The 24,689-nt window shown below is 52.9% G+C and carries 27 protein-coding genes and 2 pseudogenes; 11 read left to right on the top strand and 18 right to left on the bottom strand.

All coding sequences use genetic code 11. The annotated features are described in order from the left end of the window. Nucleotides 1-93 precede the first annotated feature (93 nt). Genes clpP through EDM58_RS05065 form a run of 3 tightly spaced genes read right to left on the bottom strand, consistent with a single transcriptional unit; the run spans nucleotide 94 to nucleotide 1,566 of the window. The gene (gene clpP / locus EDM58_RS05075; RefSeq protein ID WP_023556746.1) at nucleotides 94-675 is read right to left on the bottom strand and encodes an ATP-dependent Clp endopeptidase proteolytic subunit ClpP; all 582 of its coding nucleotides are present in this window, start codon (nucleotides 673-675) and stop codon (nucleotides 94-96) included. A gap of 40 nt (nucleotides 676-715) precedes the next feature. After that, a complete protein-coding gene (locus EDM58_RS05070) occupies nucleotides 716-976 on the bottom strand; it encodes a hypothetical protein (protein ID WP_023556747.1) in 261 nt (86 codons plus the stop codon). Then, nucleotides 973-1,566 (bottom strand): ArsR/SmtB family transcription factor, encoded by a 594-nt coding sequence (locus EDM58_RS05065; protein WP_023556748.1) that lies wholly within the window; start codon nucleotides 1,564-1,566, stop codon nucleotides 973-975. Before EDM58_RS05065 ends, EDM58_RS05070 begins: the two co-directional genes overlap by 4 nt. Before the next feature lie 152 nt (nucleotides 1,567-1,718). Between EDM58_RS05065 and EDM58_RS05060 the strand changes: the two genes are divergently transcribed. Beyond that, nucleotides 1,719-2,000, top strand: a complete 282-nt coding sequence (locus EDM58_RS05060) for a hypothetical protein (RefSeq protein WP_023556749.1) — start codon at nucleotides 1,719-1,721, stop codon at nucleotides 1,998-2,000. 35 nt (nucleotides 2,001-2,035) lie between these two features. Further along, entirely contained in the window at nucleotides 2,036-2,170 is a 135-nt protein-coding gene (locus EDM58_RS26370; protein WP_023556750.1) for a hypothetical protein, read from the top strand. 68 nt (nucleotides 2,171-2,238) lie between these two features. On the opposite strand, the gene EDM58_RS25640 is transcribed toward EDM58_RS26370, so the two are convergent. Together EDM58_RS25640 and EDM58_RS25635 are read right to left on the bottom strand one after the other, a co-directional pair. Then, the gene (locus EDM58_RS25640; protein WP_183187427.1) at nucleotides 2,239-2,607 is read right to left on the bottom strand and encodes a cupin domain-containing protein; all 369 of its coding nucleotides are present in this window, start codon (nucleotides 2,605-2,607) and stop codon (nucleotides 2,239-2,241) included. An 87-nt stretch (nucleotides 2,608-2,694) separates the two neighbouring features. Further along, nucleotides 2,695-2,988 (bottom strand): annotated as a pseudogene (locus tag EDM58_RS25635) (DUF2500 domain-containing protein); the annotation flags it as partial. A 345-nt stretch (nucleotides 2,989-3,333) separates the two neighbouring features. On the opposite strand from EDM58_RS25635, the gene EDM58_RS05050 reads away from it, so the two are divergent. Beyond that, nucleotides 3,334-4,503: a cation:proton antiporter gene (locus EDM58_RS05050; protein WP_122912393.1), complete on the top strand. Its 1,170-nt coding sequence runs from the start codon at nucleotides 3,334-3,336 to the stop codon at nucleotides 4,501-4,503. Nucleotides 4,504-4,574: 71 nt separating this feature from the next. Here EDM58_RS05050 and rpmG read toward each other — a convergent pair whose 3' ends face one another. Further along, the gene (gene rpmG / locus EDM58_RS05045) at nucleotides 4,575-4,724 is read right to left on the bottom strand and encodes a 50S ribosomal protein L33 (protein ID WP_122912392.1); all 150 of its coding nucleotides are present in this window, start codon (nucleotides 4,722-4,724) and stop codon (nucleotides 4,575-4,577) included. 16 nt (nucleotides 4,725-4,740) lie between these two features. After that, nucleotides 4,741-5,955, bottom strand: a complete 1,215-nt coding sequence (locus EDM58_RS05040; protein ID WP_122912391.1) for a GTP-binding protein — start codon at nucleotides 5,953-5,955, stop codon at nucleotides 4,741-4,743. Between the two features lie 203 nt (nucleotides 5,956-6,158). On the opposite strand from EDM58_RS05040, the gene EDM58_RS05035 reads away from it, so the two are divergent. Genes EDM58_RS05035 through EDM58_RS05025 form a run of 3 tightly spaced genes read left to right on the top strand, consistent with a single transcriptional unit; the run spans nucleotide 6,159 to nucleotide 9,671 of the window. Further along, complete coding sequence (locus EDM58_RS05035; RefSeq protein ID WP_122912390.1) at nucleotides 6,159-7,523, top strand: VCBS repeat-containing protein; 1,365 nt, start codon at nucleotides 6,159-6,161, stop codon at nucleotides 7,521-7,523. 44 nt (nucleotides 7,524-7,567) lie between these two features. After that, nucleotides 7,568-8,281: a response regulator transcription factor gene (locus EDM58_RS05030; protein ID WP_122912389.1), complete on the top strand. Its 714-nt coding sequence runs from the start codon at nucleotides 7,568-7,570 to the stop codon at nucleotides 8,279-8,281. Further along, nucleotides 8,268-9,671, top strand: coding sequence for a sensor histidine kinase (locus tag EDM58_RS05025; RefSeq protein WP_023556757.1), 1,404 nt, complete (start codon nucleotides 8,268-8,270; stop codon nucleotides 9,669-9,671). The genes EDM58_RS05030 and EDM58_RS05025 overlap by 14 nt, the downstream gene beginning before the upstream one ends. A 31-nt stretch (nucleotides 9,672-9,702) precedes the next feature. Here EDM58_RS05025 and EDM58_RS05020 read toward each other — a convergent pair whose 3' ends face one another. After that, complete coding sequence (locus EDM58_RS05020) at nucleotides 9,703-10,338, bottom strand: nitroreductase family protein (RefSeq protein ID WP_122912464.1); 636 nt, start codon at nucleotides 10,336-10,338, stop codon at nucleotides 9,703-9,705. Nucleotides 10,339-10,453: 115 nt separating this feature from the next. Between EDM58_RS05020 and EDM58_RS05015 the strand changes: the two genes are divergently transcribed. The 4 genes and pseudogenes from EDM58_RS05015 to cyoE all read left to right on the top strand — a co-directional run bounded on the left by EDM58_RS05015 (nucleotide 10,454) and on the right by cyoE (nucleotide 13,104). Beyond that, nucleotides 10,454-11,212, top strand: coding sequence for an SDR family NAD(P)-dependent oxidoreductase (locus EDM58_RS05015; RefSeq protein WP_122912388.1), 759 nt, complete (start codon nucleotides 10,454-10,456; stop codon nucleotides 11,210-11,212). A gap of 349 nt (nucleotides 11,213-11,561) precedes the next feature. After that, nucleotides 11,562-11,735: pseudogene (locus tag EDM58_RS26450) on the top strand (TetR/AcrR family transcriptional regulator); the annotation flags it as partial. A 3-nt stretch (nucleotides 11,736-11,738) separates the two neighbouring features. Then, nucleotides 11,739-12,236, top strand: a complete 498-nt coding sequence (locus EDM58_RS05010) for a TetR family transcriptional regulator C-terminal domain-containing protein (protein ID WP_246000544.1) — start codon at nucleotides 11,739-11,741, stop codon at nucleotides 12,234-12,236. 10 nt (nucleotides 12,237-12,246) lie between these two features. Further along, entirely contained in the window at nucleotides 12,247-13,104 is an 858-nt protein-coding gene (cyoE, locus tag EDM58_RS05005; RefSeq protein ID WP_183187429.1) for a heme o synthase, read from the top strand. Nucleotides 13,105-13,161: 57 nt separating this feature from the next. On the opposite strand, the gene EDM58_RS05000 is transcribed toward cyoE, so the two are convergent. The 5 genes from EDM58_RS05000 to EDM58_RS04980 all read right to left on the bottom strand — a co-directional run bounded on the left by EDM58_RS05000 (nucleotide 13,162) and on the right by EDM58_RS04980 (nucleotide 17,427). Then, complete coding sequence (locus EDM58_RS05000; RefSeq protein ID WP_122912385.1) at nucleotides 13,162-14,829, bottom strand: b(o/a)3-type cytochrome-c oxidase subunit 1; 1,668 nt, start codon at nucleotides 14,827-14,829, stop codon at nucleotides 13,162-13,164. Nucleotides 14,830-14,844: 15 nt separating this feature from the next. Beyond that, the gene (locus tag EDM58_RS04995; RefSeq protein ID WP_122912384.1) at nucleotides 14,845-15,312 is read right to left on the bottom strand and encodes a cytochrome c oxidase subunit II; all 468 of its coding nucleotides are present in this window, start codon (nucleotides 15,310-15,312) and stop codon (nucleotides 14,845-14,847) included. Nucleotides 15,313-15,339: 27 nt separating this feature from the next. Further along, entirely contained in the window at nucleotides 15,340-15,501 is a 162-nt protein-coding gene (locus EDM58_RS04990) for a cytochrome c oxidase subunit 2A (RefSeq protein WP_122912383.1), read from the bottom strand. A 203-nt stretch (nucleotides 15,502-15,704) separates the two neighbouring features. Continuing rightward, nucleotides 15,705-16,361 carry a response regulator gene (locus tag EDM58_RS04985; RefSeq protein WP_122912382.1) on the bottom strand — a complete coding sequence of 219 codons (657 nt, stop codon included), beginning with the start codon at nucleotides 16,359-16,361 and terminating at the stop codon, nucleotides 15,705-15,707. Continuing rightward, nucleotides 16,336-17,427, bottom strand: a complete 1,092-nt coding sequence (locus tag EDM58_RS04980) for a PAS domain-containing sensor histidine kinase (protein ID WP_122912381.1) — start codon at nucleotides 17,425-17,427, stop codon at nucleotides 16,336-16,338. The genes EDM58_RS04985 and EDM58_RS04980 overlap by 26 nt, the downstream gene beginning before the upstream one ends. Nucleotides 17,428-17,601: 174 nt before the next feature. On the opposite strand from EDM58_RS04980, the gene EDM58_RS04975 reads away from it, so the two are divergent. Beyond that, complete coding sequence (locus EDM58_RS04975; RefSeq protein WP_122912380.1) at nucleotides 17,602-18,786, top strand: MFS transporter; 1,185 nt, start codon at nucleotides 17,602-17,604, stop codon at nucleotides 18,784-18,786. On the opposite strand, the gene EDM58_RS04970 is transcribed toward EDM58_RS04975, so the two are convergent. From EDM58_RS04970 to EDM58_RS25630, 5 genes are all read right to left on the bottom strand, one after another. Next, nucleotides 18,787-19,737, bottom strand: coding sequence for a copper amine oxidase N-terminal domain-containing protein (locus tag EDM58_RS04970; RefSeq protein ID WP_122912379.1), 951 nt, complete (start codon nucleotides 19,735-19,737; stop codon nucleotides 18,787-18,789). 76 nt (nucleotides 19,738-19,813) lie between these two features. After that, complete coding sequence (gene yunB, locus EDM58_RS04965; RefSeq protein WP_122912378.1) at nucleotides 19,814-20,524, bottom strand: sporulation protein YunB; 711 nt, start codon at nucleotides 20,522-20,524, stop codon at nucleotides 19,814-19,816. 46 nt (nucleotides 20,525-20,570) lie between these two features. Further along, the gene (locus tag EDM58_RS04960; protein WP_246000549.1) at nucleotides 20,571-23,390 is read right to left on the bottom strand and encodes a calcium-translocating P-type ATPase, SERCA-type; all 2,820 of its coding nucleotides are present in this window, start codon (nucleotides 23,388-23,390) and stop codon (nucleotides 20,571-20,573) included. A gap of 102 nt (nucleotides 23,391-23,492) precedes the next feature. Next, complete coding sequence (gene ytaF / locus EDM58_RS04955) at nucleotides 23,493-24,176, bottom strand: sporulation membrane protein YtaF (protein ID WP_122912376.1); 684 nt, start codon at nucleotides 24,174-24,176, stop codon at nucleotides 23,493-23,495. A gap of 255 nt (nucleotides 24,177-24,431) precedes the next feature. Beyond that, a partial coding sequence (locus tag EDM58_RS25630) for a hypothetical protein (RefSeq protein WP_183187426.1) occupies nucleotides 24,432-24,689 on the bottom strand: 258 nt, incomplete at its 5' end.

Below are 24,689 nucleotides of genomic sequence, written 5' to 3'. Positions count from 1 at the left end.
TTTTCTTCCTTAAACCTTCATCTATAGAATGTTGCCGCCAGGGGTACAAAAAAACGCCCCCCACCCAAAAACGGGCAAGGAGCGCCGGATTGCTTATCGCTTCTCGATAATTTTGTCGATCAAGCCATAGGCAAGCGCTTCTTCGGCAGAGAGGAAGAAGTCCCGATCCGAGTCGCGCTCGATCTGCTCGATGCTTTTTCCTGTACGCTCGGCAATGATCCGATTGATCATTTGTCTCGTTTTGATGATTCGCTCCGCAGCGATCTTCATATCGCTCGCCTGCCCCTGGCTGCCTCCCGAAGGCTGATGCAGCATCACCTCGGCATTTGGGAGAGCAAAACGTTTTCCAGGCGCACCTGACAGCAACAGCATCGCTCCCATCGAAGCAGCCATACCGGTGCAAATCGTGGATACGTCTGGCCCAATGAAATTCATCGTGTCGATAACCGCCATTCCCGCTGTGATGGACCCTCCCGGAGAATTGATATAGAGGTGTATATCCTTCTTGGGGTCCTCCGCTGTCAAAAAGAGAAGCTGCGCCACTACCGCGTTGGCTACCTGATCATCAATGGCACTGCCGACAAAAATGATTCTGTCTTTGAGCAATCGTGAGTAAATATCGTACGAACGCTCGCCATAACTGGTTTGCTCTACGACCATGGGGATAAGGTTCACAGGCCAATCCTCCTTTGGGATCTTTTCATTGCCACTCCGATTAAGCGGCCATCCGCATGAACAGAGCCTGAGGCGATGCGGCGGAACGCGTCGCCCGGGTGAAGCCTGAGGACACTTGCGTCACAATGACAGGATTTTGTGCAGGGCCGATTTCCCATCTGCTCACGGTCGCTTCCTGCGCAGCCTGCCCGTGCCTTTCACGGCCTGCGGGAAAAGGGATGACTTGACCTGTTTGCTCGTTTTTCCCCTCCCAGACGATGACGGGTTGGGACTTGCTTGGGGCTGGTGCTTCTGCCTTCATTTTTCCTCGCCTCCTTCATTGGGGTACACGGCCAGGATCACCTGGTAGGTTTCCTGTCCTTTTGCGGCTGTCTGATATTTGCTTACCAGTTGCTTCACCAATTGCATGTACTCTTCGACAAAAGCGCTGCGCGCCTCGGCGCTGGCAAGCTGAATCTGCGCGTCCAGGGTAGCGCTCGGTATCTCCTCTTCCTGATCCGAGCGTTCCATCAGCTTGAGGGCATCCCGCTTGATCCGCTCAGCCGTATGAACCAGATGCGCCAGCGAGCCTTGATCCTTTATCTGCTGTACCGTGTTGCCTGCCCAATTCAGCCCTTCCGACAAGACGTACGTCCGGGCAATCGCCATATACAGCACTTCGACCAGATTGCGCACCTGCCGGCTGCCGACTCTGCGGACCAAGCCCACTTTTTCCAGGGCCTTCAGATGATAGTTGATTCGCTGCGGGATCTCTTGGATGCTGCGTGCCACTTCTGACGCAGAAGCTGGTTCAGCGAGGCGGCTCAATATCTCCGCCCGTAGCGGATTCAACAGCGCCATCGCTTGCTCCGGCGTCTCGACTACATACGTTTCCAGCTGAGCTTGCTCCACATCAACACCTCATGACATTAATCATTTACGTAAAAACAGTTTATTACGTGAGTTTTCATTTGTCAAATGATGGATGAGCCCAAACTTTTTCAATTGCTCGCAGAGGAAAACAGGTGTACAATGTAGGATACCGAGGAGGTGAGACAATCGTCATGGAAGAATTGTTATTCTTGTTTTCAGTAGACGATTTCTTCGCCTTGCTTGCCATTTTGGTGGGAGGGTTGGCATCTGCGTTCTATTTGCAGCGACATGTCTCTCCGCGAAAACATCCCGCCTGCTTCTCGAACGCAAGAGTTGATTATCAACCATCCATCCACCCCGAAACGGTGGAGGCCTATCCGATGGAGGCAAGGCAGGCGCTGCACTTCCGAATGTTCCGGCGCACGCAGCGTTTTGACGGCGATTCTGATACATACGCGATCCTTTTGGCTTGATTCTCTGAACGGAAAACCAAAAGGAGGTTGATTGTATGATCGCCACATATATCGGAGAAGCGTTGCTTTATCTTGTCGGGCTCCCCATTTTTGCTTATCAGACAGTAGAGGGACTGCACGCATTGGCTGACGCTTTTGTTCAAATGTCCGAGTTTATCAACTGGAAATAAAATTTTCAGCCTACTACAAAAGCCTGACCTCATGGGGTCAGGCTTTTTCTGTGTCCACTATCAGTCTGTTATTCGGTCTCGATCCGGTCCCCTCGCGTAGGCGGAGTCGAAATAACGAGAAATTCCACATCGTCAAAACGTTCATTCTTCATCTGATGCCAGACTCCTGGAGGCACCTCCGCGCCTTCCTGCTCGCGAAGGACAAGACGAACCCCGTCAACCTCCAGACTTGCCTCGCCAGATAATACGAAAAAGAATTGCCGGGCTCTCGTATGGTAATGGCGCACTTCCTCCGTTTTGCCTGGCATCCGCTCATGGATGACGCTCAAATCGCCGCTCTGGACCAAATGCCAGCCGTCGCATGATGCGCCCCAATTGTAATGCTCCGCGCTTTTTTTGCTGATCTTTTGCGGGCGAAACGGCTCCTGGCGCGGCATCGATTGGACTGGCTGGACTGGCCGCTCCTGCGGTCGCTCGGCGACTGACGGGGCTGCAGCTGCCGTCGCCCGCGGCTGGAAGCCTTTAAAGCGGCTGCCCTGGTAAGCCAGCAGTCCCGTCTCTCCTTCTCTGCACGACCCGTATTGAGTTCCGCTTACACCAAACTCCACCCGTTCCCCTGACGACAGTTCGAATGTGATGTAATACGAAGTGTGAGCACTCGAATTATTGGAGCCGCCCCACACCTTCATGCGCTTGCTGATGACCGTCACTTCATCCTGACGCAGCTCAGCAGCGTTATTGCTCATCCAGGTGCTCAAGCCTCGGATGACAATAAACAGAATTCCCCCTATTACAACCAATGGAATGACGGTGGACATCAAACCAAAGAGTGAAAAGCCGAAGCCCCCGGGATAACCAAATTCGTACATCTGCCTCTCCTCCTATCCCATGGTCCCCCATGTTTTTCTCCCATAATAACACAGACCTGGTTTCATGACCCACTCGTTGCGGGTCTAAAAGAATAATGATTCGCTGTTTTTCGACTTTTTATTTACATTCTGTTATAGGCATGTTAGTATTAAAAAAGTAGCAGGAAATGAATATTGTTTTCACTACTGGAGGAGCCTGTCACCATAGGGTTCTTTTTGTCTTTTTTCGCGGATACAAGGAACCTTACAGACAGGTTCCTTTTTTCTTATCCATTTTCGTGAAGGGGGATCCATATGCTTCTTATTTTGCAGTTGGCAATCATCTTGTTTGCTTCCAAGATTGCCGGTGACCTCAGTGTCAGGCTTGGGCAACCGTCCGTATTGGGCAAACTACTTGTTGGGATCATCTTAGGTCCGACTGTTCTAGGGGTTGTAACGAACTCGGATATCCTGAAAGAGATCAGCAACATCGGGGTTATCCTGCTCATGTTTGTCGCTGGCTTGGAAACAGATGTAAACGAATTCAAACGCTCGGCAAAGGCCGCTACCAACGTAGGGGTAGCCGGAATTCTCGCACCTCTTGGTCTCGGCTATGTAGCAGGAATGTTCATGGGCATGCACGCTTTTGAATCCATCTTCCTGGGGCTCTTGCTGTCTGCCACAAGCGTAAGTATTTCCGTACAAACCCTAAAAGAGTTGGATCAGTTGAAGTCCAAGGAAGGCTCTGCCATCATGGGAGCCGCTGTCATCGATGACGTGCTGGTCATTCTCGGCCTGGCATTCCTGATGAGCTTTGCGGGCGGAGACGTCAATCTCGGGATGGTTGTCCTGAAAAAAGTGATCTTCTTCGGTGCGATCATTTTGATTTCCTGGAAGGTCGTTCCTTGGTTCCTGAAACGATTTGCTCCGCTGCAAGTCACCGAGACAGTCTTTGCAGCCGGTTTGATCATTTGCTTTTCCTTTGCGTACTTCGCTGAATACACGGGTGTAGCCGCCATCATCGGCGCGTATATCGCGGGTATTGCCATCAGCATGACGAAGTTCAGAGACGAGGTTTCACACAAAGCGGAAACCATCAGCTACTCCCTGTTCGTCCCTGTCTTCTTCACCTCGATCGGGGTGAGCGCTGAGTTCTCGGGCATTGTGCAAAATCTGGGACTGATTGTAGTCTTGAGCCTCATCGCCATCGTGACCAAGCTGGTCGGCGGTGCAATCGGTGCAAGAATCTCCGGATTCAAATGGAAGAACTCGATGGCTGTCGGAGCAGCGATGATTTCTCGCGGCGAGGTGGCCCTGATCATCGCTGCTATCGGACTGGAGAACAAGCTGCTCTCCGCCGACTTGTTCGCGGTACTGATCGTAGTGGTACTCGTTACCACCATCGTAACTCCGCCATTGATGAAGTTCTTCTTCTCCCGTCTCAAAGACGATGGAGATGCCGTTGCTTTGAAAAAGAATGCGTAATTGACTATAAACATAAACAAAAAACAAGCTCTCCTTTCCAGCTGCGAAGGGAGAGCCTGTTTTTTGCGCTGTTATTTGGTTTCCCGATGCAAGGTATAGCGTTTGAGACGCGGCGAATATTTTTTCAGCTCCAGGCGTTCGGGATGATTCCGTTTGTTCTTGGACGTAATATAGTTGCGGTCACCCGATTCCGTACATTGCAGAGTTACGATTACTCTCATTTAGAGGCCTCCTTTCTTATACTTCCACTACTGTCTCTACCACGACATGAGACGTCGGCAGCGGATCTGGCAGACGGCTCCAATCTGCGGCGTACTCCTCATCCGTCAACAGGCAGGCGTCTAGCTGCTTCACAATCGCTTCCTGGTCCAGCCCGATTCCGATGAAAACTAGCTCCGTCACGCGGTCCCCATGCTCGGGATCCCAGGAAGCCGCCCACTCCGGATCTTCTGCCCGCAGAACCTGTTGCTCTTCCGGGGGCAAAGCGGCCGTCCAATGTCCCGCCGTCCCGATCTCGATGGAAGGACCCGCCTGACTCAAGGTCATCGCCCAATCATTGCGTGTCGCCAGCCAGAAAAAGCCTTTGGCCCGCACGACCTCCTCCGGCCACCCGATCAGCCATTGCTGCAGCCTTTCCGGATGGAACGGCCTCCTGGCTCTGTAGACAAAGGAAGATATGCCGTACTCATCCGTCTCGGGGACATGCTCTTCCTTTTCCAATTCCCATATCCAGCCCGCAGATTGACTGGCCCGCTCGAAGTCGAACAGGCCTGTGTTCAAGATTTCATGCGGCTCCACCTGTCCTCTGCTCGCACGGATCAGACGCGCCTGCGGCTGCAGCTTGCGTAGCACGCTCTCCAGCTGTGCCAGTTCATCCGGGGCCACCTGATCGCATTTGTTGAGAATCAGCACGTCACAGAACTCGATCTGACTGATCAGCAGATCGACGACCTCACGGGTATCGTCTTCCCCTACTGCCTGATTGCGTTCCAACAGACTTTCCCCGGAGGAGAAGTCATGCCAGAAGCGATAGGCATCCACGACCGTGACCATCGTATCCAAACGACATGTATTTGAGAGGTTGATCCCGTTCGCTTCATCGACGTACGTAAAGGTCTGGGCGACCGGAACAGGCTCTCCGATGCCGGTCGATTCGATCAATATGTAGTCATAGCAGCCTTCCATCGCCAGGCGCTCCACTTCTGTCAGCAAATCCTCCCGCAACGTGCAGCAGATGCAGCCATTGGAAAGCTCGACGACTTTTTCCTCGACGCGGGACAGCCCGCCGCCTTGTGCAATCAAGTCTGCATCAATATTAAGCTCGCTCAAATCGTTGACGATGACTGCGACGCGCAGGCCTTCCCGATTGTTCAGCACATGATTGAGCAAAGTGGTTTTCCCCGCTCCCAGATAACCGCTCAATACGGTGACAGGTATTCGTGTATCGTGCATGGCAAGCACGCCCCTCCCGATAATGTTCTTATAAATCGTAGTGAATACGATTTAACAACATCCTACCCGATCACTCCCAATCGCGTCAATACAAATCGTAATAATTACGTTTTATCTCATTTTTACCGATTTGCAACAACTTTTGAATCAGGACAAGCTACAATAGAATCAAATGGATTCAGCCACAGAAAGGAACCTTACACATGAACAAATCCTGGCTCAGATCGGCCATTCTTTTTGCTCTCTTGACCAGCGGGTGCGGACTGGTCGAGACCCCCAACGAATTGATGCGGGCTCCTTCCTCCGATAGCGACCAGAAGAGCATCAATCAGGCGATCATGCAGTATTTGCCGGCGGGCTCGCAGCTGACCGTTCCCCTGAACCCTGACGAATCAAGCGCCGTCTCACTGAGGGATCTGGACGCAGATGGCATCCCGGAGGCCGTCGCCTTTTATAAAACGGAAAAGAATGATTACGAGATCGGTGTCTTGATCCTGACCCAGAACAAAGGGCACTGGGAAAAGCTGACCTCCTTCAGCAACATCGGGAACAGGCTGGATTTTGTCCAATTCGTCGACCTTACCGGCGACAGCCAGCTGGAGATCCTGATCGGATTGGGGGGTGGCGACGATCTCAACAAGGAGCTTTCCATCTACTCGCTGGTACAAGGACGTCTTCAAGAGCAGATGAAACTGCCCTATTCAGTCCTGGCAGTCGGTGATTTGGATCAGGATGGGAAAGCTGAATTGGCTGTCATCGTACATGATCACGACAAGCTTGTCTCCACCCTGCATTTGTACGGGGCAGTCGATCAAAAAATAGCCAAGCTGGCCGAACAGACATTGGACGGACATGTAAATGGCTACGATCAGGCCGTGATCGGCAAGGCGTCCCCTGATAAGAACGGACTTTTTATTGAAGCAGGGCTTGGTGCCCACTCAGCATCGACTGACCTGTGGATCTGGGAGGACGGCAAGCTTCGCAATCCACTCGCCAAGATCAATAACGAGATGGAATTGACATTTAAGCCATACCCCTTGTTTAGTGAAGATATCAACCAGGACGGTCTGATTGAGATCGGCATTCATACCCAGCCTCCTGGAACCGAAGACTTGCCGATGTACGCCATCCCCTGGATCGCCTCCTATTTTCAGTGGGATGGAAAAGACGGATTGGCACACGTAGAAGACCACTACCAGAATTACGATTACGGACTGGATTTTCGCATTCCCGACAAATGGGCAGGCAAATTCACAGTAGCGACAGAGCCGCAAAACGAACCGCAGATGACGACTTTTTACTATTACCTGGAAGCGACAGGCGAAAAGCTGCCTCTCCTTACTTTGCAGGCTGTACCGCAGCAGGAATGGAGTAAAGCAGCTGAGAAATGGGAACAACAGCAGCGTTCCTACGTCATATTAAAAGAGGGCGGAAAAACGGTACATGTGGCAATTCAACCAGAAATGCCTTCCAAGATGAGTGCTTCCACCCGGGAGGCCTATTCCTCCATGCTGCTGTCAACGGAAGAGATTCGCCAGTTCTACCGCCCATTGCAGATGCCTCTATAGCGGTCAGGCCGAGTACAGATTCAATAGACAAGGAGAATGACCGGATGAAAGTCTTACTGCTGGAAGATGAAAAATCGATTCGCGATTTCGTCAGGATCAATCTGCGTCGCGAAAACTACGATGTCATAGAAGCCGCGACCGGTGAGGAGGCGCTTGAGCTGGCCGACAGCCAACCCGACGTCGAGATCGCGATCCTCGATGTCATGCTGCCCGGCATCGACGGCTTCGAGGTATGCGGGCGATTGCGCGAAAAATACCCGCGGCTGGGCATTATCATGCTGACTGCCAAGAGCCAGGAAGCCGACAAGGTCATGGGGCTGGGATACGGTGCGGACGACTATATGAGCAAACCGTTCAGCCCGGCTGAGCTGATCGCCCGCGTCAAGGCTTTGCATCGCCGGCTCTCCCCCGCAGCCGCACCAGTACCGGAAGAGAAAAATATCATTGACCTCTCTCCCTTTACCCTGCTGCTGGACGAACGCCGGCTGATCAAAAAGGATCAAGAATTCATACTGACACCCAAGGAATTTGCCATTATCAAGCTGCTCGGTGAAAACGCCAATAAAGCGATCAGCCGCGATGAAATTCTGTCGAATGTATGGGGGCAATTTTTCGTCGGAGACTTGAAGGTAGTCGATGTCAATATCCGCCGCATCCGACAAAAAATCGAGCTTGATCCTGCTCACCCCGTCTACCTGGAAACTGTATGGGGCTATGGCTATCTTTGGCGAAAGGATCACACCGATGCGAGGAATTAGAAGCCGCATGATCATCCATTTCGGACTGATCCTCCTCTTGATCGTCCTGCTTCTCGAGGGCTTGTTTTACTGGGCGGTTCACACCTACTATTTCGGGACAGCGACGGAAGCTCTGGTGACCCGAACGGAGACCTTTACCACCTTTATCAACAAGTACACGGCAGATTACAATCTCAAGCGAAAGACCCGCTACATCCTGGAGAGCATCCAACCGGATGAATACGCCAAGATCGAGGTCCTGGACGTAAACGGGAAGCTGATTCTCAACTCGTATGGCTTCCAGACCGGCGAGATCATCAGGACCCCTGACGTAGAGGAAGCTTTGCTGGGGAAAACCGGCCTGTACATCGGGAAAACTCCGCAATCCCGGGAGCGCGTGATCGCCGTATCCGATACACTCACCCATGCAGGCGACTACGTAGGCGTGCTGCGCTACTCCATCTCGGCTGAGCCGCTTTATCACGCGGTCAATCGGATTGCCCTCTACGGCGCGGGAGTAGGCATCGTCGTCATTCTGCTGGCGATGATGCTTAGCTTGATCATTGCCAAGCGCATCGTAGACCCGATCGAGGATCTGACCAAAGCCGCGATCCAGATGGCAAAAGGGAACTACTCGGTACGGGCGGCCAAGCGCTTTGACGACGAGGTCGGGACGCTGGCAGACACCTTCAATTACATGGCCGCAGAAATCGGAAAAAACGAGAAACTGAAAAACGACTTTATCTCCTCCGTTTCCCATGAGCTGCGCACTCCCTTGACGTCTATCAAGGGATGGGGGGAAACTCTGATCTCAGGCGGGCTGAAAGACCAGGAAGAAACCATGCTCGGTCTGGAGGTCATCTCCAAAGAGACCGATCGGCTGATCGGCCTCGTGGAGGATTTGCTGGACTTTTCCAAGTTTCAGTCTGCGGAGATAAAGCTGTGTCAAGAACGAATGGACATGCGCGAATTGCTGGAGGATTTGTACGTGCAATTTACGATTCCCGCCCAGGAAAAACAGATCGCTCTGCGATTGGAGCTGCCGGATAATCCCTTGACCGTGATGGGCGATCCCAATCGTCTCAAGCAGGTATTCGTCAACCTGCTGGACAATGCTCTGAAATTCACGCCGCCAAGCGGGAAAATCTCTGTGTCTGCATCCGATCAAAACGGACGTCTGACCATCCTTGTCTCTGACACGGGGGAGGGAATCGCCCCAGAGGACCTTGCATATGTCACAGGGAAGTTCTACAAAGGCCGTTCCAAGCTCTCCGGCAGCGGTCTGGGACTCGCGATTTGCAAGGAGATTGTACAGTTGCATACGGGACGTTTTGCTGTCTCCAGCATACTGGGCAAGGGTACGACGATTACGGTCGAACTTCCGTTGGCCCCGTCCACGAAAAAAGGGTAGGAAACCCATAGGTCCCCTGCCCTTTTTGTCATTAGGATGTAAACTGGTTTTCAATCACCAATTGAGTCAGATCGAAGCGATCGCTTGGATGAGCGGCCGCGCTGGCCTTGCCCAACGTAATCATCAACGTCGGCAAATAGCGAGCCGGGATATTCAGCGCTTCAATCAAAGCGTCGCGGTTAAAGCCCCCCATCGGGCAGGTATCGTACCCTTTGGCTTTCGCCGCGAGCATGAGCTGCATCGCCGCAAAAGACGCATTGCGGATCGCTTCATCACGGGCCAGGGCGGGATTCGATGCATAGGCCCCCTCAATCTGCCCGATCAGGGTATCTGCTACCTGCTGGCTCATCGCACCTTTGGCGACAGCCCCTTCATAGACAGGACGAGCGGACTTGTCTGCCTCCAAATCTCCCAGTATGATAATGGTGGCATAAGCGTCTACCACCTGTTGCTGTCCATTGGCAATCGGCAGCAGTTTTTCTTTGACAGCCTGATCCGTCACCACGAGAAAACGCCAGTGCTGCAGGTTCCAGGAAGACGGTGCCTGGGCTGCCAAGCGCAGGATCTCCTGCAAATCTTCCTTGGGTATGACGGCTTGAGGATCGTATTTACGCACACTATGACGAGCTTCGATCACTTGCTCCAATGTCAGCAATTCGGTCTGCAACATAACATTCAGCCTCCTAATTTGTTTTGTTTCTGATTAGTTCCTAATTGTAATGTACTTACTTTTTGTTTGCAACTATTTATTGTATATTTATAGCAGCACTGGAGGAAAACATATGCAACTACTCGATCATGTTGTTATCGTCACAGGCGGCGGTCAAGGGATTGGCCGTGCTGTCGCAGCGATGTATGCTGCCCACGGAGCCCATGTCGTGATTGCCGAGCGGGACCCGCAGACAGGAGAAGCGGCCGCCAATGCTATCCAGAAAGCGCATGCCGGTACAGGGGGCAGTGCCTCTTTTTACCCCGTCGATGTCAGCCAGCCAAAGCAGATCGAAGACCTGATGAGCATGGCAGATGAACGCTGGGGTCGTCTGGATGTATTGGTAAACAATGCTGGAATCAGCGCCTGGGAATCTCCCTACGACCTGTCTGTAGAGGCTTGGGATCGGATCCTCAACACCAATCTGCGCAGCGTATTCCTCGCCTCGAGGGAAGCGGCACGAATTATGCGGCGAAACGACGGCGGAGCGATCATCAACCTCTCTTCCACCCGCGCCCATCAATCCGAACCCAACACAGAGGCTTACGCCGCATCCAAGGGCGGCATCCTTGCTTTGACCCATGCGCTCGCGGTTTCCCTTTCCCCTGACCGCATCACGGTGAACGCGATCTCTCCCGGCTGGATTGAAACAGGTGATTACGCCGAACTGCGAGATGAGGATCATGCCCAGCATCCCGCTGGCCGCGTCGGTCGTCCAGATGACATTGCCCGCGCCTGCCTGTTCCTGACACAAAAGGAAAATGACTTCATCACCGGCGCAGAGCTCATCATCGACGGCGGGATGACACGCAAGATGATCTACGTTCCGTAATCAGCCAAACCATTCCCCTCCTCCATGAATACCCTATGGGTAATACAGAATAAAGGAGGAGTCCTATGCCATTTGAAGAGGAAGACCTGAAGGTGATCGCTTTATGGCTGCTTGCGATCGGGTTTTTGATCCTGGCTATTCTCGCATGGCAAGAGCTTTTGTATTGAACCGATAGCCATCCAAGGGAGTCCCGAATACCATAGCAGGTGCGGGGCGCCCTTCTTCTTTTCATCGGCATTAGATTCCCCTTTTTCGTCACGCCTTCTATGCTTGTCCCCACTAGGAAGTTATGGTATCGTATTCTAGACCGAACGTTCTGTTTAAATGAAATGGAAGGAAATGATGGTCTATTCGTACAAAAGGTTCGCGTTCGCGTGGCAATACAGAAACAAAGCAACGAATAGCACTCGTATCCAAAGACCTGTTTTCGCTAAAGGGCTATCTCGGAACTTCGATTGAGGATATCATCGCTGCCTCTGGAAGCAGCAAAGGCAATCTCTACTACCACTTTAAAAGCAAGGAAGAATTGTTTCTTTTTTTGCTGGAGGAACAGGTAGATGAGTGGATCGAGCAGTGGTCTGCCAAAGAGAAGCAGTTCGGCACTGCTGCAGAAAAACTATATGGACTTGCAGATCACGTGGCCGAGGATTTTCAGAATCCGCTCATCCGTGCAGCCGATGAATTCCGTGCGAGCGAGGCTGCTGCGCCCGCCGTCAGCGAGCAAATCTTGCTGGCTGTACAGCGGCAACGCAAGATTTTTCACTCTGTTCTGCAGGAGGCCATTGACGAAGGCGTGATCGACCGCCGACATGACCCGGACCAGCTCGCTCAGATTCTGTATGCCGTCTTTGCGGGCTTGAACACTGCTCGCCATGAACCCCTGGCAGCCTCGGCTGAGCTACATCGCATGGCGGTCTCGGTTTTTTTGCACGGAACAGCAGCGCGAAGCACGGCAGAAGCTGTCCCCCTCAAGCTACATATTGTTCCAGAGAGCGCCCGCAAACAAACTTCAGACAAACCTTAGGAGGTGCACTGTGCTAAAAGATCTTGTGGCCCTGACAAAGCCGCGCATCATTCGCTTGAATGCGATTGCGGCATTTGGCGGTTATTGGGTCGCTTCCAAATGGAATATCGATGGTTGGACCTTTTTGTGGATGCTCCTCGGCTCCGCGTTGACGATGGCATCCGCCTGTGTGTTCAACAACTTCCTGGATCGTGATTTTGACAAAAAAATGGCGCGTACCCGCGACCGCGCCTTGCCCCAAGGAAGGATGCAGCCGCAAAGCGTGCTTATCTACGCGATTATCCTCGGCATCGCCGGTTTGGCCGTGTTGTTCGGGCTGGTCAATGCTTTGACCGGATGGCTCGGTCTGTTGGGAATATTTGTCTACGTTGTCATCTACACCATGTGGTTGAAGCGAAATTCGACCTGGAGCACCTCTGTCGGCGGCATCTCCGGCGCGATGCCGCCGGTTATCGGCTATTGTGCAGTGACGGGCGAAATCGATGCAGGAGCATGGATATTGTTTGCCCTGCTGTTCCTTTGGCAACCCGCTCACTTCTGGTCCCTGGCTATACGCCGTGTAGAAGAATACCGGGCAGCAGGCTTTCCGCTTCTGCCTGTCGTAAAAGGGATTCTCCGTACCAAAAAACAGATGCTTCCTTATATCTTGCTGCTTTTGCCTGCATCTGTCCTGATGTATACCTACGGTTATGTCGGCATTTATTTTCTCATCCTCTCCCTCGCTTTGGCGCTGATCTGGCTTGTCCACACGCTGCTGGGCTTCCGCACAAAGGATGATGACAGATGGGCAAAGGTCAACTTTATCATCTCGATCAACTACCTGATGATCGTGTTCGTGGTGATGATTCTGGATACCACGCACATTTAAAGAAAACTTATCTGTATCCATACGAAGAGGCTGCCCATGAGGACAGCCTCTTGTTTATTACCAAGTGCGGAACGGCGGCGACCCAGGCGCCTGATGCTGGATTTGCTCCATGATTGGATATCCGTATGCCAGCACGATCAGCACTGCGAGAACGCCCACCCAGACGGTCCAACGCTCCAAAATGCGCGGTACAGGCTGAGCTTCCTCCGTCTCGGCAATCGGATATTCCTCATGGCCTTTTGGCGCCATAAAGGTGAGATAAAACAGAATCAGGATCAACAGCACAGCCGCTACGAAAAGCAGACCGCCGCCAAACGCCATCACGCGTTGGTAATCCATCCAGCTGAGCGCCAACGGGTGATCCATGTAGGTCGTGTAATCCGTACGGCGAGGAGCGCCTTGCAGCCCCATCGCGTGCATCGCTGCCGACATGAGGAACATCCCTACCGACCAGAAAACGGTTTGCACCATCCCCATCCGGTTGGCAGTCGGTGTCAATTTGCGGCCAGTCAAAGCGGGTACGAGCCAAAAGCTGACTCCGAAGAACGTAAGGGCGACAGCCCCTCCAATCGTAATATGAAAGTGACCCGTTACCCAGATCGTATTATGGACCACGGCGTTTAACTGATTACTTGCATTGATGATCCCCCCTGCACCGCCAGGGATAAAGAACAGCATCCCCATAAATGGTGCGAAGAAGCGCACATCAGTCCAAGGCAGTTTTTTGAACCATCCGAAGAGACCAACTCCACCTTTTTTGCGTCCCGTTGTCTCAAAGATCGCAAACATGGAGAATGCGGTCATCAAGGAAGGAATGACGACTATCAGCGTCAGGATGACGTGAATCATTTTCCAACCTTCGGAAATACCTGGCTCCATTAGCTGGTGGTGAAAACCGACCGGAATCGAGAAAAGCAAGAGACAGATGAAAGCCAATCGGCTCAGCGAGTCACTGAATATATGGCCGCCAATTACGCGCGGCACGCAGACATACCAGGCAATGTAGGCCGGCAGCAGCCAGAAGTAGACCAATGGGTGCCCGAAAAACCAGAACAAGGTGCGGCTGAGCATGATATTGATCGTGGGCGTCCAGCCGAGCGACCAGGGAATCAGCTGGAATACTACTTCGACCGCCACGGGAATCGTAGCCACCATCCACAGGATATAGGTGGTCACAGACATGTACAGGAACAGCGGAGAGTTTTGCCCTTTGTTCAAGCGTCTCCATTTGCGATAGCGCGAGAAAATCCCGAAACCTGCCAGCCAACTGCCGACGACAACCAGCGCCGTTCCGATATAAAAGATCGGCGAAGCCTTGAGCGGCGCATAAAACGTATACAGGACGGAGGCTTCATTGAGGATAATCATGGTTCCCGCCATCGCGGTACCGACGACCATCAGAATCCACCCAGACCATCCCCAGCCCAGCGCGGAGCCGTGCAAAGTTCCGCCTGTCGTCTTGGCTACCCCCGAGTAGAGGAACCCGATGATGAAGAACGTGGTAAAAATCAAGGCCATCAATACGCCATGCGCGGTCAAAATCTGGTAGTAGTTCATCCAGCTCGGCAGCTCGATGATTCCTCCGCGCACCATGCCCTGCAGCATACCCGCGATAGCTGCGACACCGAATGCGATGTACGCCACCCAGACGTACGCCAGGCTGAGCCGGGCAGCGGATCTGTCAACGGCTGCCGCCTTGGTTTGATCCTTTTGCAAGATATTCATCTTCGTCACCTGCCTTTATTTCACAATAATCGTAGTCGCCATCACCTGATGGCCGGCCCCGCAGTATTCATTGCAAAGAATCAAATATTCGCCGGGTTCGTCAAATGTGTAGGTCGCGGAACTGATATGTCCTGGCAAAACCATGAAGTTGACGTTGGTCCCGGGAATCTGGAAGCCGTGGATGACGTCCGGGCTGGTCACATGAAAATTAACCTTGGCCCCAAGCGGCACCTCCATCTTGTTGGGAGCAAACCCGAAAGCAAAAGCTGTCATATAGGCGTCATACTCCTGATCGCCCACTTTAGTCAGACCAGGGTTGTCAAACGGCGGCGTTTCCGTCACCTTGGTCGGATCGATCATCGTCATATTGCTGGGCGGTGCCATCCCCATCGCGAAGGCATTGATGCACAACAAGAGGATGAACAGCGCTAGTCCGCCAGCACCCAAAATCAGCCAAATTTTTTCATAACGGTGTAAATGCATGATCCATAACCTCCCTTACATCCTCTCTTACGCCCGTTCCAGGAAAAGTCCGAAGATGCCGAACCAGCTTAAAAGAATAATGAGTCCAACTATGATGACGGCAGCAAACGTCCCTTTGAGATTTTCCTGGTGCGGCTGTGTCTGCGGGGACTTTTTCGTCTCGGTCTGGGTGTTTCTTTGTGTCTCCATCGCTCTTACTCTCCTTTCCTGACTAAGCGATCGTTCCTGTTACGCCTTCATTCTACCTTTGGTGCGAGCCAGAAGTATTTCAGGGAAATCCCCTATTATGAGACAGAATCCTCCTGATATTCCCTGTTTTTTGTCACAATCTGGTCAAAATGAAAAAACGACCCTGATCAGGTCGTCATAAATACGATGGCATATACTGCCTTTTATTCGAAATCAAGCCACCCTTTTTTGATCGCATAGCGAACCAGATCAGGGCGCGTGCGAAGATGCAGCTTCTCCATGATATGCGCTTTGTGCGACTCCACCGTTTTGACCGAAACCACCAATTGCTCTGCGATTTCCTTATTGCTGAAGCCTTTGGCGATCAGAACCAGCACTTCTTTTTCACGGTCCGTCAGAATCTCATACTTCGCTTGCTCTTCCCCATTTTTTACCATGTGCAAAAACTCTTCGATGAGCGATTTGGTGGCCGAGGGATAGAGATACGCCAATCCCTGATTCACTGTACGAATCGCGTGAATCAAATCCAGATCCGGGGCGCTTTTTAAAATGTATCCCGCTGCTCCCGCCTGGAGCACCCGGAACAAATACTCCTCGTCGTCGTGCATCGTGAGCACCAGCACCTGAATCTGCGGGGCTGTTTCCTTCAGCCTGGCAGTAGCGGTCAGCCCGTTCTCTCCTGGCGGCATGCTCAAATCCATCAGCACGACATCGGGGTTCAGCTCCAGCGCCTTTTCACAAGCTTCCTTCCCGTCAGCGGCGTAGCCGACTACCTGCATATCCCCATGGGCTTCAAGCAGCATCCCCAGGCCCGACCTGACAATCGCATGGTCGTCAGCGATCAGCACGCGAATAGCCATCTTCTGTCCCCTCCTTTGGCAGTGGAATCCTGACGATCAGCGTGGTGCCGTCTTCAGGTGCAGAGCGAATATCGACCGTACCTCCCAAAAGCTGGGCCCGTTCCTTCATGCCGAACAATCCCAAACCTTTCCCTTCTTTCATGGCTTGCCCGACGTAGAAGCCGATTCCGTCGTCCACAATGGTCAACACGATTTCTTTTTCCCGATCTTCAAATACAATCCCCAGCTTGGTTGCCTGCGCATACTTCGCTGTGTTGGTCATCGCTTCCTGTACGATCCGGTACAGCGCCGTCTCGACCGCCGCCGAATAACGACGCCGCTCCCCTTGCACATGCAGCTCCACCTGGATATGGAAGCTTTTCTCTACCCGCTTCATCAGCGACCGCAATGCAGGGAGCAGCCCCAAATCATCCAGCGCAGAGGGGCGAAGCTCCAGGGCCATGCGCTTTACCTCCTCCATCGCTTTGGCTGTCATTTGCAACAGTTCATGGACGTGCTGTTTGATCGGATCGGTCAGATTGTCCTGCCCGATGACATTGAGCCCGACCAGAATGCTGTAGAGCGCCTGACCGACGCCATCATGCAGTTCGCGGGCGATCCGCTTGCGCTCTTCCTCCTGCGCCTGGATGGCAAACTGGGTCAGCTTGTACTGGTGCCGCTCCTTCTCCGTCTTTTGCTGGACAGACATGTCGCGGATGATCATGACCAGCTTGCCTTTTGATTCTGCCGGAAGCTGTGCGGAACTGGCGGCTACCGGGTGTTCACGTCCGTCCTTGGATCGCAATCGCATTTCAAAGGAAGGCATCTGGACTTGCTTGAAAAAGCAGTCCGCACAAGTGGAGTCCTCCATGCATGTCGCCATGCCCAGGCACAGTTCACAGATATGCTTCTTCCCGATCAGTTCTTCCTTGGTCCAGCCCGTCATCTGTTCCAGGGCTGTGTTTACCGTTATGATCCACCCTGCATCGTCTACAACCAGGATCGCATCACTTACGTTGGCAAAGATGGATTCCAACAGAAAGACATCTTCCCCTGACTGCACTTGCTCGGTAGGCAACGTATCCATGCGCTCCTCCTTCGATCACCTGTATTCTTAACGCTATTGTAGTGGGAACAAGCGCGAAAGTGTATCAGGGAATTCCCTTAACAATGTTCCATTGCCGGTTTGTTGCCTGGTTCCTGCAGACTACATATACCTATATTGAGCCATGATCTGGAAAAGATGGAGTGATGGATCTTGATGAAAAGTGAACGGGCCTGGTTGTTGACCGGGGCAACCACTTTGTTTGTCGTTGGGACTGATGTCTTTATCATGTCTCCGCTTCTGCCCTCCATTGCCGATGAATTTGTTTTAACTCCTGCCCAGGCAGGATGGCTCGTTACGATCATGTCGATCATGTACGCCTGCGGCTCCCCCTTTATGGGGTCCCTGTTTGATCAACTACACGCCAAGCGCAGTTTCATTTTATGGGGAGGATTGATTGGATTTTGCCTGGCAAATATCTGGACGGGATTGTCCTCCTCCTTTCTGATGCTGCTTTGCAGTCGTGCAGTAGCGGGTCTTTCGCTCGCTGCCATCGCTCCTTGTGTATACGCTTATGTCAGCGACCTCGCTCCTCCCGGTAAACGCGCCGCCTGGCTATCTTTCATTGTATCGGGCAATCTGACAGGTTTGTGGGTCGGTACTCCGCTTGGCACTTTACTTGCCGACCATGGCGGCTGGCGCTCCCCTTTTTGGCTCATCGCCGCTATCAGCTTTGCCCTTGCCTGGATGAACCTCGCCATCTGGCCCAAAACCAAAAGAAGCCACCCTCCTGCCAAAACGGCAGGGCCAGCTCCCGTCGTTTCCATGCTGCGATCCGTCCTCGTCACCGTCTATTGGGCTATTGCGATCTATGCGGTGTACACCTACCTCGGGACAACCTTTATCCAGGAGACGGGATTGTCCTCCTCCCAGCTTGCTTCCACGCTGATTGCCTATGGGCTTGGCGCCATGCTTGGCAGTCTTTCTGGCGGAAAGCTGGCTGATCGATGGGGAGCAAAAGCTATCTCTTCGACCAGCTTGTTTGGTCTTTTTGTCATGCTGGTTGCCGTTGGACTCTTTTACCGGGAGATGCCCTGGCTGTACCTTGTGCTTTTTTCCTGGTCGATCGTCGGCTATGCTTTTGTGCCTGCCTATCAATCGAGACTCGCCTCAGAATATCCCTCTCATCTGGGATTGATCATGGCCTGGAACATCACCGGCATGTATGTGGGCATGACGATAGGCTCCTATCTGGGCGGCATGCTCTATGAGGTTGGCGGTTTTGTCAGCATCGTCTCTTTAAGTGCCGTGATTGCCTTGCTTGCCGGTTTCTCCAGTGTGCGCGGAACGCCCGTAAAAAAAGAAGCGGCCCGGCCTGAACCGGACCACTTTCGTTTGTAATTAATTTTCTGCCGGAATTTCGACTACAAGCTTTTCCGCTACTCCTTGCGGCGGCAGGCTGCGGGTCAGTTTTGGACCATAGAAGGCATATACTCTCATTTCCGGTTTCAGATCTTCCGGCTTCATTGCCTTTTGGTCGCGGGCATTGACGATCACGGTTTCTTCCGTAATCGTCAAGACTACATGCTCTTGGGATCCTTCAGACAGGGCCTCGCCTTCTACATTCACTCGATACGAGCCATCCTGCCCCTTCTCCACGCTGACCAGACGGCCTCCTGTACCCAGCACGTCCGAGGACTCCAGACTGCTTTTCACCACGATGGTAAAGACACCGGTCTGCGGCGGCATGCTCATTGCCATGAATTTAGCATGCGTCGCTTCTACTTCCATACCCATTTTCAAATCTTCCGGCTTTAATTCCTTGCCATCTGCGGACGTGATTTTGGTGTCTTCGTTGAGATGCAAGATGATCCCGGTCTCGTATCCATTCAGCAGGATCGAGTAATTGCCTTTTTCATTTTTCATTACTTTGGTGACGTTCCCGGTGACAGGAGGAGCCGCCTCTTTTTCTTCTTCCACTTTGACCGTGTCCTCTGTTACGTTTACTTCTGCCTGCAAAACGTTCTCGACAAAGGCTACAGGCACATATGTAGTGCCGTTGTAAAGGGTGTTCTGATCCTGATCCAGTGCAACCTGCCCCGAGATCTCGCCTTTCTTCACTTCTGCCGCTTTTGTTTGCGGATTCCAGGCTACCTGGAATCCGAGCGATTCCGCTACAGTCCGCAGGGGCACCAGTACCGTTTGCTGGTTCTGAATCGCCATTTGCTCTATTTTATTTCCATTTACCAGAACGGAAAGCTCTTTGCCCTGCAAGGGTGCTGCCGTTGCCATATTGGTTCCCAAAACGGCCATTGCCGCCAATGTCATCATACCAGTACGGATTTTTTTCATGTTGCTTCGCCTCCATTATCATCTGTTCATGTACTTAGTCTGTCATCAAATGAGACGAAGCCATTCATGAAACGTTTCATGGTTGTTCCGGATTGTCTGGCGAATAGGCATTTCGCGGCATCGGCACGTCCGGCTTTCCTGTCGGATTGTTGTAGAGATACTGCGGAACCTTGCCGACGATCAAGGCTTCCGTAATGGGGATTTTGGTCGTGACCAATTGCTCATCGGTCGCGAACGGGATGATGATCCGCAACGTTACATCAACGTGGATATAGACCGTCACCAGCACCATGTTGATCCCCGCTTGTTTCATGTCTGTTTCCAGACGCGTCTTGACTGCGCCGATGGGGGCAAACGAAATGGGAACATCCGGCCCGATGTGTTCGAGGAAGACGTTTTTGGTCGCCACCCCAAGCGGGATCGATGTTTGCACATCCTCCCGCTCGAACTCCTGGAGGCGATTTTGAATGCGGGAAGTCGTCTCCCCCACGATCCGGGAATACTCTTTGAAGTTGAAATTTACGGCTCGAATCACGCCGTCCTGGTCCTTTTCCATCAATACGATCTGATTGAAGTCCACTCCTTGCTGGCTGATCCGCTTGGTGACTGCATCCATGATGGCAAGCTTGGCAATCTGCTCTGCCTTGGCTTGCGCGATCAGCATCAGCGTGGGCTGCAGCCTGCGCTCCGCGATCACGAACAACAAGATCAGAATGGCTATGGTAATCAGGGTACCGGCTATGATTCGTTTTCCTCGCCTGCCCCGCCGTCTTCTCTGAAAGCGCACTTGCGATCCCCTTCCCTGCCTGACGATGCCGATCGGCCTGGTTTATCTATGGACGAACCGTACGCATGGACGAGCTTTTCTTTTTGGGTGCTGCTTTCTTTTCTTTAGAACGTCCGCCATACAATACGCCCCCAATCCCCGCTACAAAGGTTGGAATCCCCGAGGTGACAAGGATCAAGGCCCAATCCCGGAAGTTCAGGTCAGTAGTTTTGAAGATCGGCTGCAAGGCATCGATGTACACCACACCCAATACCAGCACCAGAGAAGAGACGACCGCCCAGACCAGGTATTTGTTTTCAAAAATATTGCGGTGAAAGACGCTGTACTGGCTGCGGCAGTCAAAGACGTGGATCAACTGCGCCATTACCAGGGTAACGAAGGCAACGGTCTGAGCATGAACCAGATCGTCCGGGTTTTCGTGGAGCGTGAGCCAGAATGCCATCAAGGTCATCGCTCCAATCAAAAATCCGCGGCTGATGATTTTCCAGCCGAGACCGCGGCTGAAGATGTTTTCATTTTTGCTGCGCGGCTTTTGATACATCGTATCCCGCTCCGCCGGATCGACCCCCAGCGCCATCGCCGGCAGGCCATCGGTCACCAGATTCACCCATAAAATCTGGATCGGCACCAGCGGCAGCGGCAAGCCCAGCAGCATGGCGAAAAACATGACGAGGATTTCTCCGACGTTGGAGGCCAACAGATAACGGATGAACTTGCGAATATTGTCGTAGATGTTGCGTCCTTCCTCCACCGCGGCGACGATGGTGGCGAAGTTGTCGTCACGCAATACGAGATCGGCGGCTTCCTTGGTCACATCCGTCCCGGTGATGCCCATCGCAATGCCAATATCGGAGGATTTGATCGCCGGCGCATCGTTGACCCCGTCACCCGTCATCGCCACGACATGCCCTCTGCTCTGCAGGGCGCGCACAATCCGCAGCTTATGCTCTGGCGAGACCCGAGCGTAGACGGAGACGCGCTCGGCGTACTCCGCCAGTTGGTCGTCCGACATATTGTCAAGCTCCCGGCCCTCCAACACTTCCCCGTATCCGCGCGTCATCCCGATCTGGCGGGCGATGGCTTCTGCCGTCACCTTGTGATCCCCGGTAATCATAACCGTCTTGATTCCTGCCTGATGACACAGGGCGATGGCGGGGCGTACCTCTTCTCGCGGCGGATCGATCATCCCGACGAGTCCGACAAACACGAGGTGGTTTTCCATCGATGTGTGGGGCTGTCCGGAACGATACCCCTGCAGTTGACGATAACCAAAGGCGAGTACGCGAAGGGCGCGCGCCGCCATCTTTTCGGTCTGATCCAGGACTTGATGGCGCAGAGTGGCGGAAAGCGGCTGCAGCTCACCCTTCCAGAGAATATGCGTAGAGCGCGCCAGTACGGCCTCAGCCGCCCCTTTTGTCAACAAGGTATAGGTCCCGTCTGTTCCTTTTTCCACGACAGACATCATTTTACGCTCTGAGTCAAAGGGGTACTCCTCCACCCGAACGGACTGCCCGTTTTTGCTGCGATCAGAGCCTGTGCCTTGTCCTTTTGCCGCCAAGACTTTCAAGGCTCCCTCTGTCGGATCTCCCATGACGTGCCAGGTGCGAGTCGTCTTGCCCATGCCCAGCAGCTTGCGAGCGCTCTGCTCCTCGCTGGTCAACGTGGCATTGTTGCAGCGGTCCGCAATGCGCAGAATCTGGTTCAAGGCACCATCTCTGGCTGGCGACACCGTTTTTCCATAGAGGTGAAAAGCTCCCTGCGGCTCATATCCTCTGCCGCTCACCTCGTACATGGTGTCGCTGTGCCACACATGGGTGACGGTCATCTTGTTTTGCGTCAACGTTCCGGTCTTGTCTGAGCAAATGACAGAGGCGCATCCCAACGTCTCCACCGACGGCAGCTTGCGAACGATCGCGTTGCGCCGAATCATGCGCTGCACGCCCAAGGCAAGCGCGACCGTCACGATAGCAGGAAGGCCTTCCGGTATGGCTGCGACTGCCAAGCTCACACCTGCCAGGAACATGGTAAACAGCTCATGGCCATGCCAGATCCCCGCCACGATCACCACAATGGTCAGCAAGACGGCGACGACGACCAGCAGCTTGCCCATTTGCTCCAGTCTGACCTGCAACGGCGTCTCGGCTTCCTCCGCTGTGTTCATCAGATGCGCGATTTTCCCGATCTCGGTGTTCATTCCTGTCTCGACGACAATGCCGCTACCAGTCCCTCCGGTGACCATCGTTCCCATGAAGCCGAGGTTTTTCTGGTCCCCGAGCGGAACCTGTGCTCCGTTCGTATGTTCCAGCTTGCGGGCCGTCTTGCTGACAGGCAAGGATTCTCCCGTCAATGCCGATTCCTCAATCTCCAGGCGATTGGCCGAGACGAGACGCAGATCCGCTGGCACGCGATCTCCTGCCTCCAGCAAGACCAGATCTCCCGGCACGAGTTGGGAGGCGGGGATCATCGAGAGGTGCCCATCCCGCATCACCCTCGCCATCGGGGAGGCAAGATCCTTCAACGCTTGCAAGGATCGCTCCGCCCGCGCTTCCTGGATGAAGCCCAGTACGCCATTGATCAGGATGATGGCGATAATGGTGATCGCATCCAGATACTCTCCGAGAAAGTACGAGATCAACGTGGCAATGAACAGAATGACCACCATAAAATCCTTGAACTGATCGAGAAAGACCGTATAGAGAGGCTTTTTCTTGCTCTCAGCCAACTTGTTGGCGCCTTGTTTTGCCAGCCTCCGCTCTGCCTCCTGTTGAGCCAGTCCCTGCGACGAATTGCTCTGAAGGGCTTCGATCACTTCGGTTGCTGCCAACGTGTACCATTTTCGAATGGGTTGCTGTGATTCCACCTTCATCTCCTCCATCCACTTCTCACTCTTTCTCATGTGTATGCAGACGAGCTGGAAAATAAAACAACCCGTCCTCTTGAAAGGACGGGTCTGGCAGGAAGCATATGATCAGAAGATTTTCGCCACGCCAATGCAGATCAATAAGATAGGCGGAAGCCAGGTGAGTCCAGACAGCCATTTATGCTGCCCAATCCCGCGTCCCAACGCCAACCCTGTCCACAGCAGCAAGGCGCTCATCGCCGCGATGCAAAGGGAGACTAGCAGGGGCGAGTAGCCCAGAAACGTCAAGCTGATTCCCGCTCCAAAGGCATCCAAAGACAGGGCAAGCCCCAGTATGACAGCTTCCCAGCCCATGATATGCCCCGAGCGGTCCGCATCCGCTTGGGACGGATCACGCAGAATCTGAATCATCAATCCAAACATGCGAAACTGCGACAACACCGTACGTTCTGGCTCTGGCTCTCTCTGTCCAGCAGCATCGACAGGAGGGGGAAGCTCCTCCTGACTTGATTCAGCTTGTGGAGGTGATGAGACAAGCCGCCAAAACGTAAACAAGCCCATCGCGATCAGGACAGCAGCCCCCACCCGCTGACCGACCTCGGGAGTTAACCAGTAGGTAAGCGAGGAGCCTACCATCATGACACCGTACACCACAGCAAACGAACATCCAGACACCACGATCAGAGACAGAAATGGCATTTTCATCTTTCGCAGCCCATACGTCAAGCCAACACTGACACTGTCCATGCTGATGGCCAGGGAAACGAGCAGGAGTGATAGCCATCCGCTCATATATGGTCACCTCTTTCCCGTTGCCTACTAGGTATACGCGGAGGGCCCATCCATTGTGCATGAACATGCTATGTGGTTTGAAGCGATGCTGCTGGGAGGATCCTGGTTTGTAAATCGCCAAGCGTTCTGCATGCTGAAACGGGAATTTTCCAACTGCCAAAAAACGGAACAAGTAAAAACCAAGCGGACAACACTGAGGTAGTCCGCTTGGTTAAGGATGTAAAAGATCTTTCAGCTCTTAAGGGAATTTCAAACTCATTTAATCGTTATTTGGTTGTCAGAAGAACTATCATTACTAAAAATAATTCCCCATTTATCACCTTTTTTTTCTAGGGATAAGGTTAATTCATTTGGTATTTCCACACCTTTGGCTCCCTGAATTTTGTACTGAACTTTGACGGATACTACCCCATTTTCCCCCTCTTGTGTCTCAAGTATCTTAAACTCTGTGAGTTGATGTCTTTCAATAGAAGCTTTAAATCTATCCTTATCGTGTGTTTGGCAAAATAAAAG

It is taken from the genome of Brevibacillus panacihumi, from assembly GCF_003710985.1.
In the GTDB taxonomy this organism is placed as follows: Bacteria; Bacillota; Bacilli; order Brevibacillales; family Brevibacillaceae; genus Brevibacillus; species Brevibacillus panacihumi.
Note: the sequence above shows the minus strand (reverse complement) of the source record. Positions and strands in the feature narration are given on the sequence as shown.

What these genes read in the sequence shown, in the direction of transcription:
- EDM58_RS05070 (WP_023556747.1), bottom strand. Translation starts at nt 976, where the DNA reads ATGAAGGCAGAAGCACCAGCCCCAAGCAAGTCCCAACCCGTCATCGTC.
- EDM58_RS05060 (WP_023556749.1), top strand. Translation starts at nt 1,719, where the DNA reads ATGGAAGAATTGTTATTCTTGTTTTCAGTAGACGATTTCTTCGCCTTG.
- EDM58_RS26370 (WP_023556750.1), top strand. Translation starts at nt 2,036, where the DNA reads ATGATCGCCACATATATCGGAGAAGCGTTGCTTTATCTTGTCGGGCTC.
- EDM58_RS25640 (WP_183187427.1), bottom strand. Translation starts at nt 2,607, where the DNA reads ATGCCGCGCCAGGAGCCGTTTCGCCCGCAAAAGATCAGCAAAAAAAGC.
- EDM58_RS05050 (WP_122912393.1), top strand. Translation starts at nt 3,334, where the DNA reads ATGCTTCTTATTTTGCAGTTGGCAATCATCTTGTTTGCTTCCAAGATT.
- rpmG (WP_122912392.1), bottom strand. Translation starts at nt 4,724, where the DNA reads ATGAGAGTAATCGTAACTCTGCAATGTACGGAATCGGGTGACCGCAAC.
- EDM58_RS05040 (WP_122912391.1), bottom strand. Translation starts at nt 5,955, where the DNA reads ATGCACGATACACGAATACCTGTCACCGTATTGAGCGGTTATCTGGGA.
- EDM58_RS05035 (WP_122912390.1), top strand. Translation starts at nt 6,159, where the DNA reads ATGAACAAATCCTGGCTCAGATCGGCCATTCTTTTTGCTCTCTTGACC.
- EDM58_RS05030 (WP_122912389.1), top strand. Translation starts at nt 7,568, where the DNA reads ATGAAAGTCTTACTGCTGGAAGATGAAAAATCGATTCGCGATTTCGTC.
- EDM58_RS05025 (WP_023556757.1), top strand. Translation starts at nt 8,268, where the DNA reads ATGCGAGGAATTAGAAGCCGCATGATCATCCATTTCGGACTGATCCTC.
- EDM58_RS05015 (WP_122912388.1), top strand. Translation starts at nt 10,454, where the DNA reads ATGCAACTACTCGATCATGTTGTTATCGTCACAGGCGGCGGTCAAGGG.
- EDM58_RS05000 (WP_122912385.1), bottom strand. Translation starts at nt 14,829, where the DNA reads ATGAATATCTTGCAAAAGGATCAAACCAAGGCGGCAGCCGTTGACAGA.
- EDM58_RS04995 (WP_122912384.1), bottom strand. Translation starts at nt 15,312, where the DNA reads ATGCATTTACACCGTTATGAAAAAATTTGGCTGATTTTGGGTGCTGGC.
- EDM58_RS04990 (WP_122912383.1), bottom strand. Translation starts at nt 15,501, where the DNA reads ATGGAGACACAAAGAAACACCCAGACCGAGACGAAAAAGTCCCCGCAG.
- EDM58_RS04985 (WP_122912382.1), bottom strand. Translation starts at nt 16,361, where the DNA reads ATGGCTATTCGCGTGCTGATCGCTGACGACCATGCGATTGTCAGGTCG.
- EDM58_RS04980 (WP_122912381.1), bottom strand. Translation starts at nt 17,427, where the DNA reads ATGGATACGTTGCCTACCGAGCAAGTGCAGTCAGGGGAAGATGTCTTT.
- EDM58_RS04975 (WP_122912380.1), top strand. Translation starts at nt 17,602, where the DNA reads ATGAAAAGTGAACGGGCCTGGTTGTTGACCGGGGCAACCACTTTGTTT.
- EDM58_RS04970 (WP_122912379.1), bottom strand. Translation starts at nt 19,737, where the DNA reads ATGAAAAAAATCCGTACTGGTATGATGACATTGGCGGCAATGGCCGTT.
- EDM58_RS04960 (WP_246000549.1), bottom strand. Translation starts at nt 23,390, where the DNA reads ATGAAGGTGGAATCACAGCAACCCATTCGAAAATGGTACACGTTGGCA.
- ytaF (WP_122912376.1), bottom strand. Translation starts at nt 24,176, where the DNA reads ATGAGCGGATGGCTATCACTCCTGCTCGTTTCCCTGGCCATCAGCATG.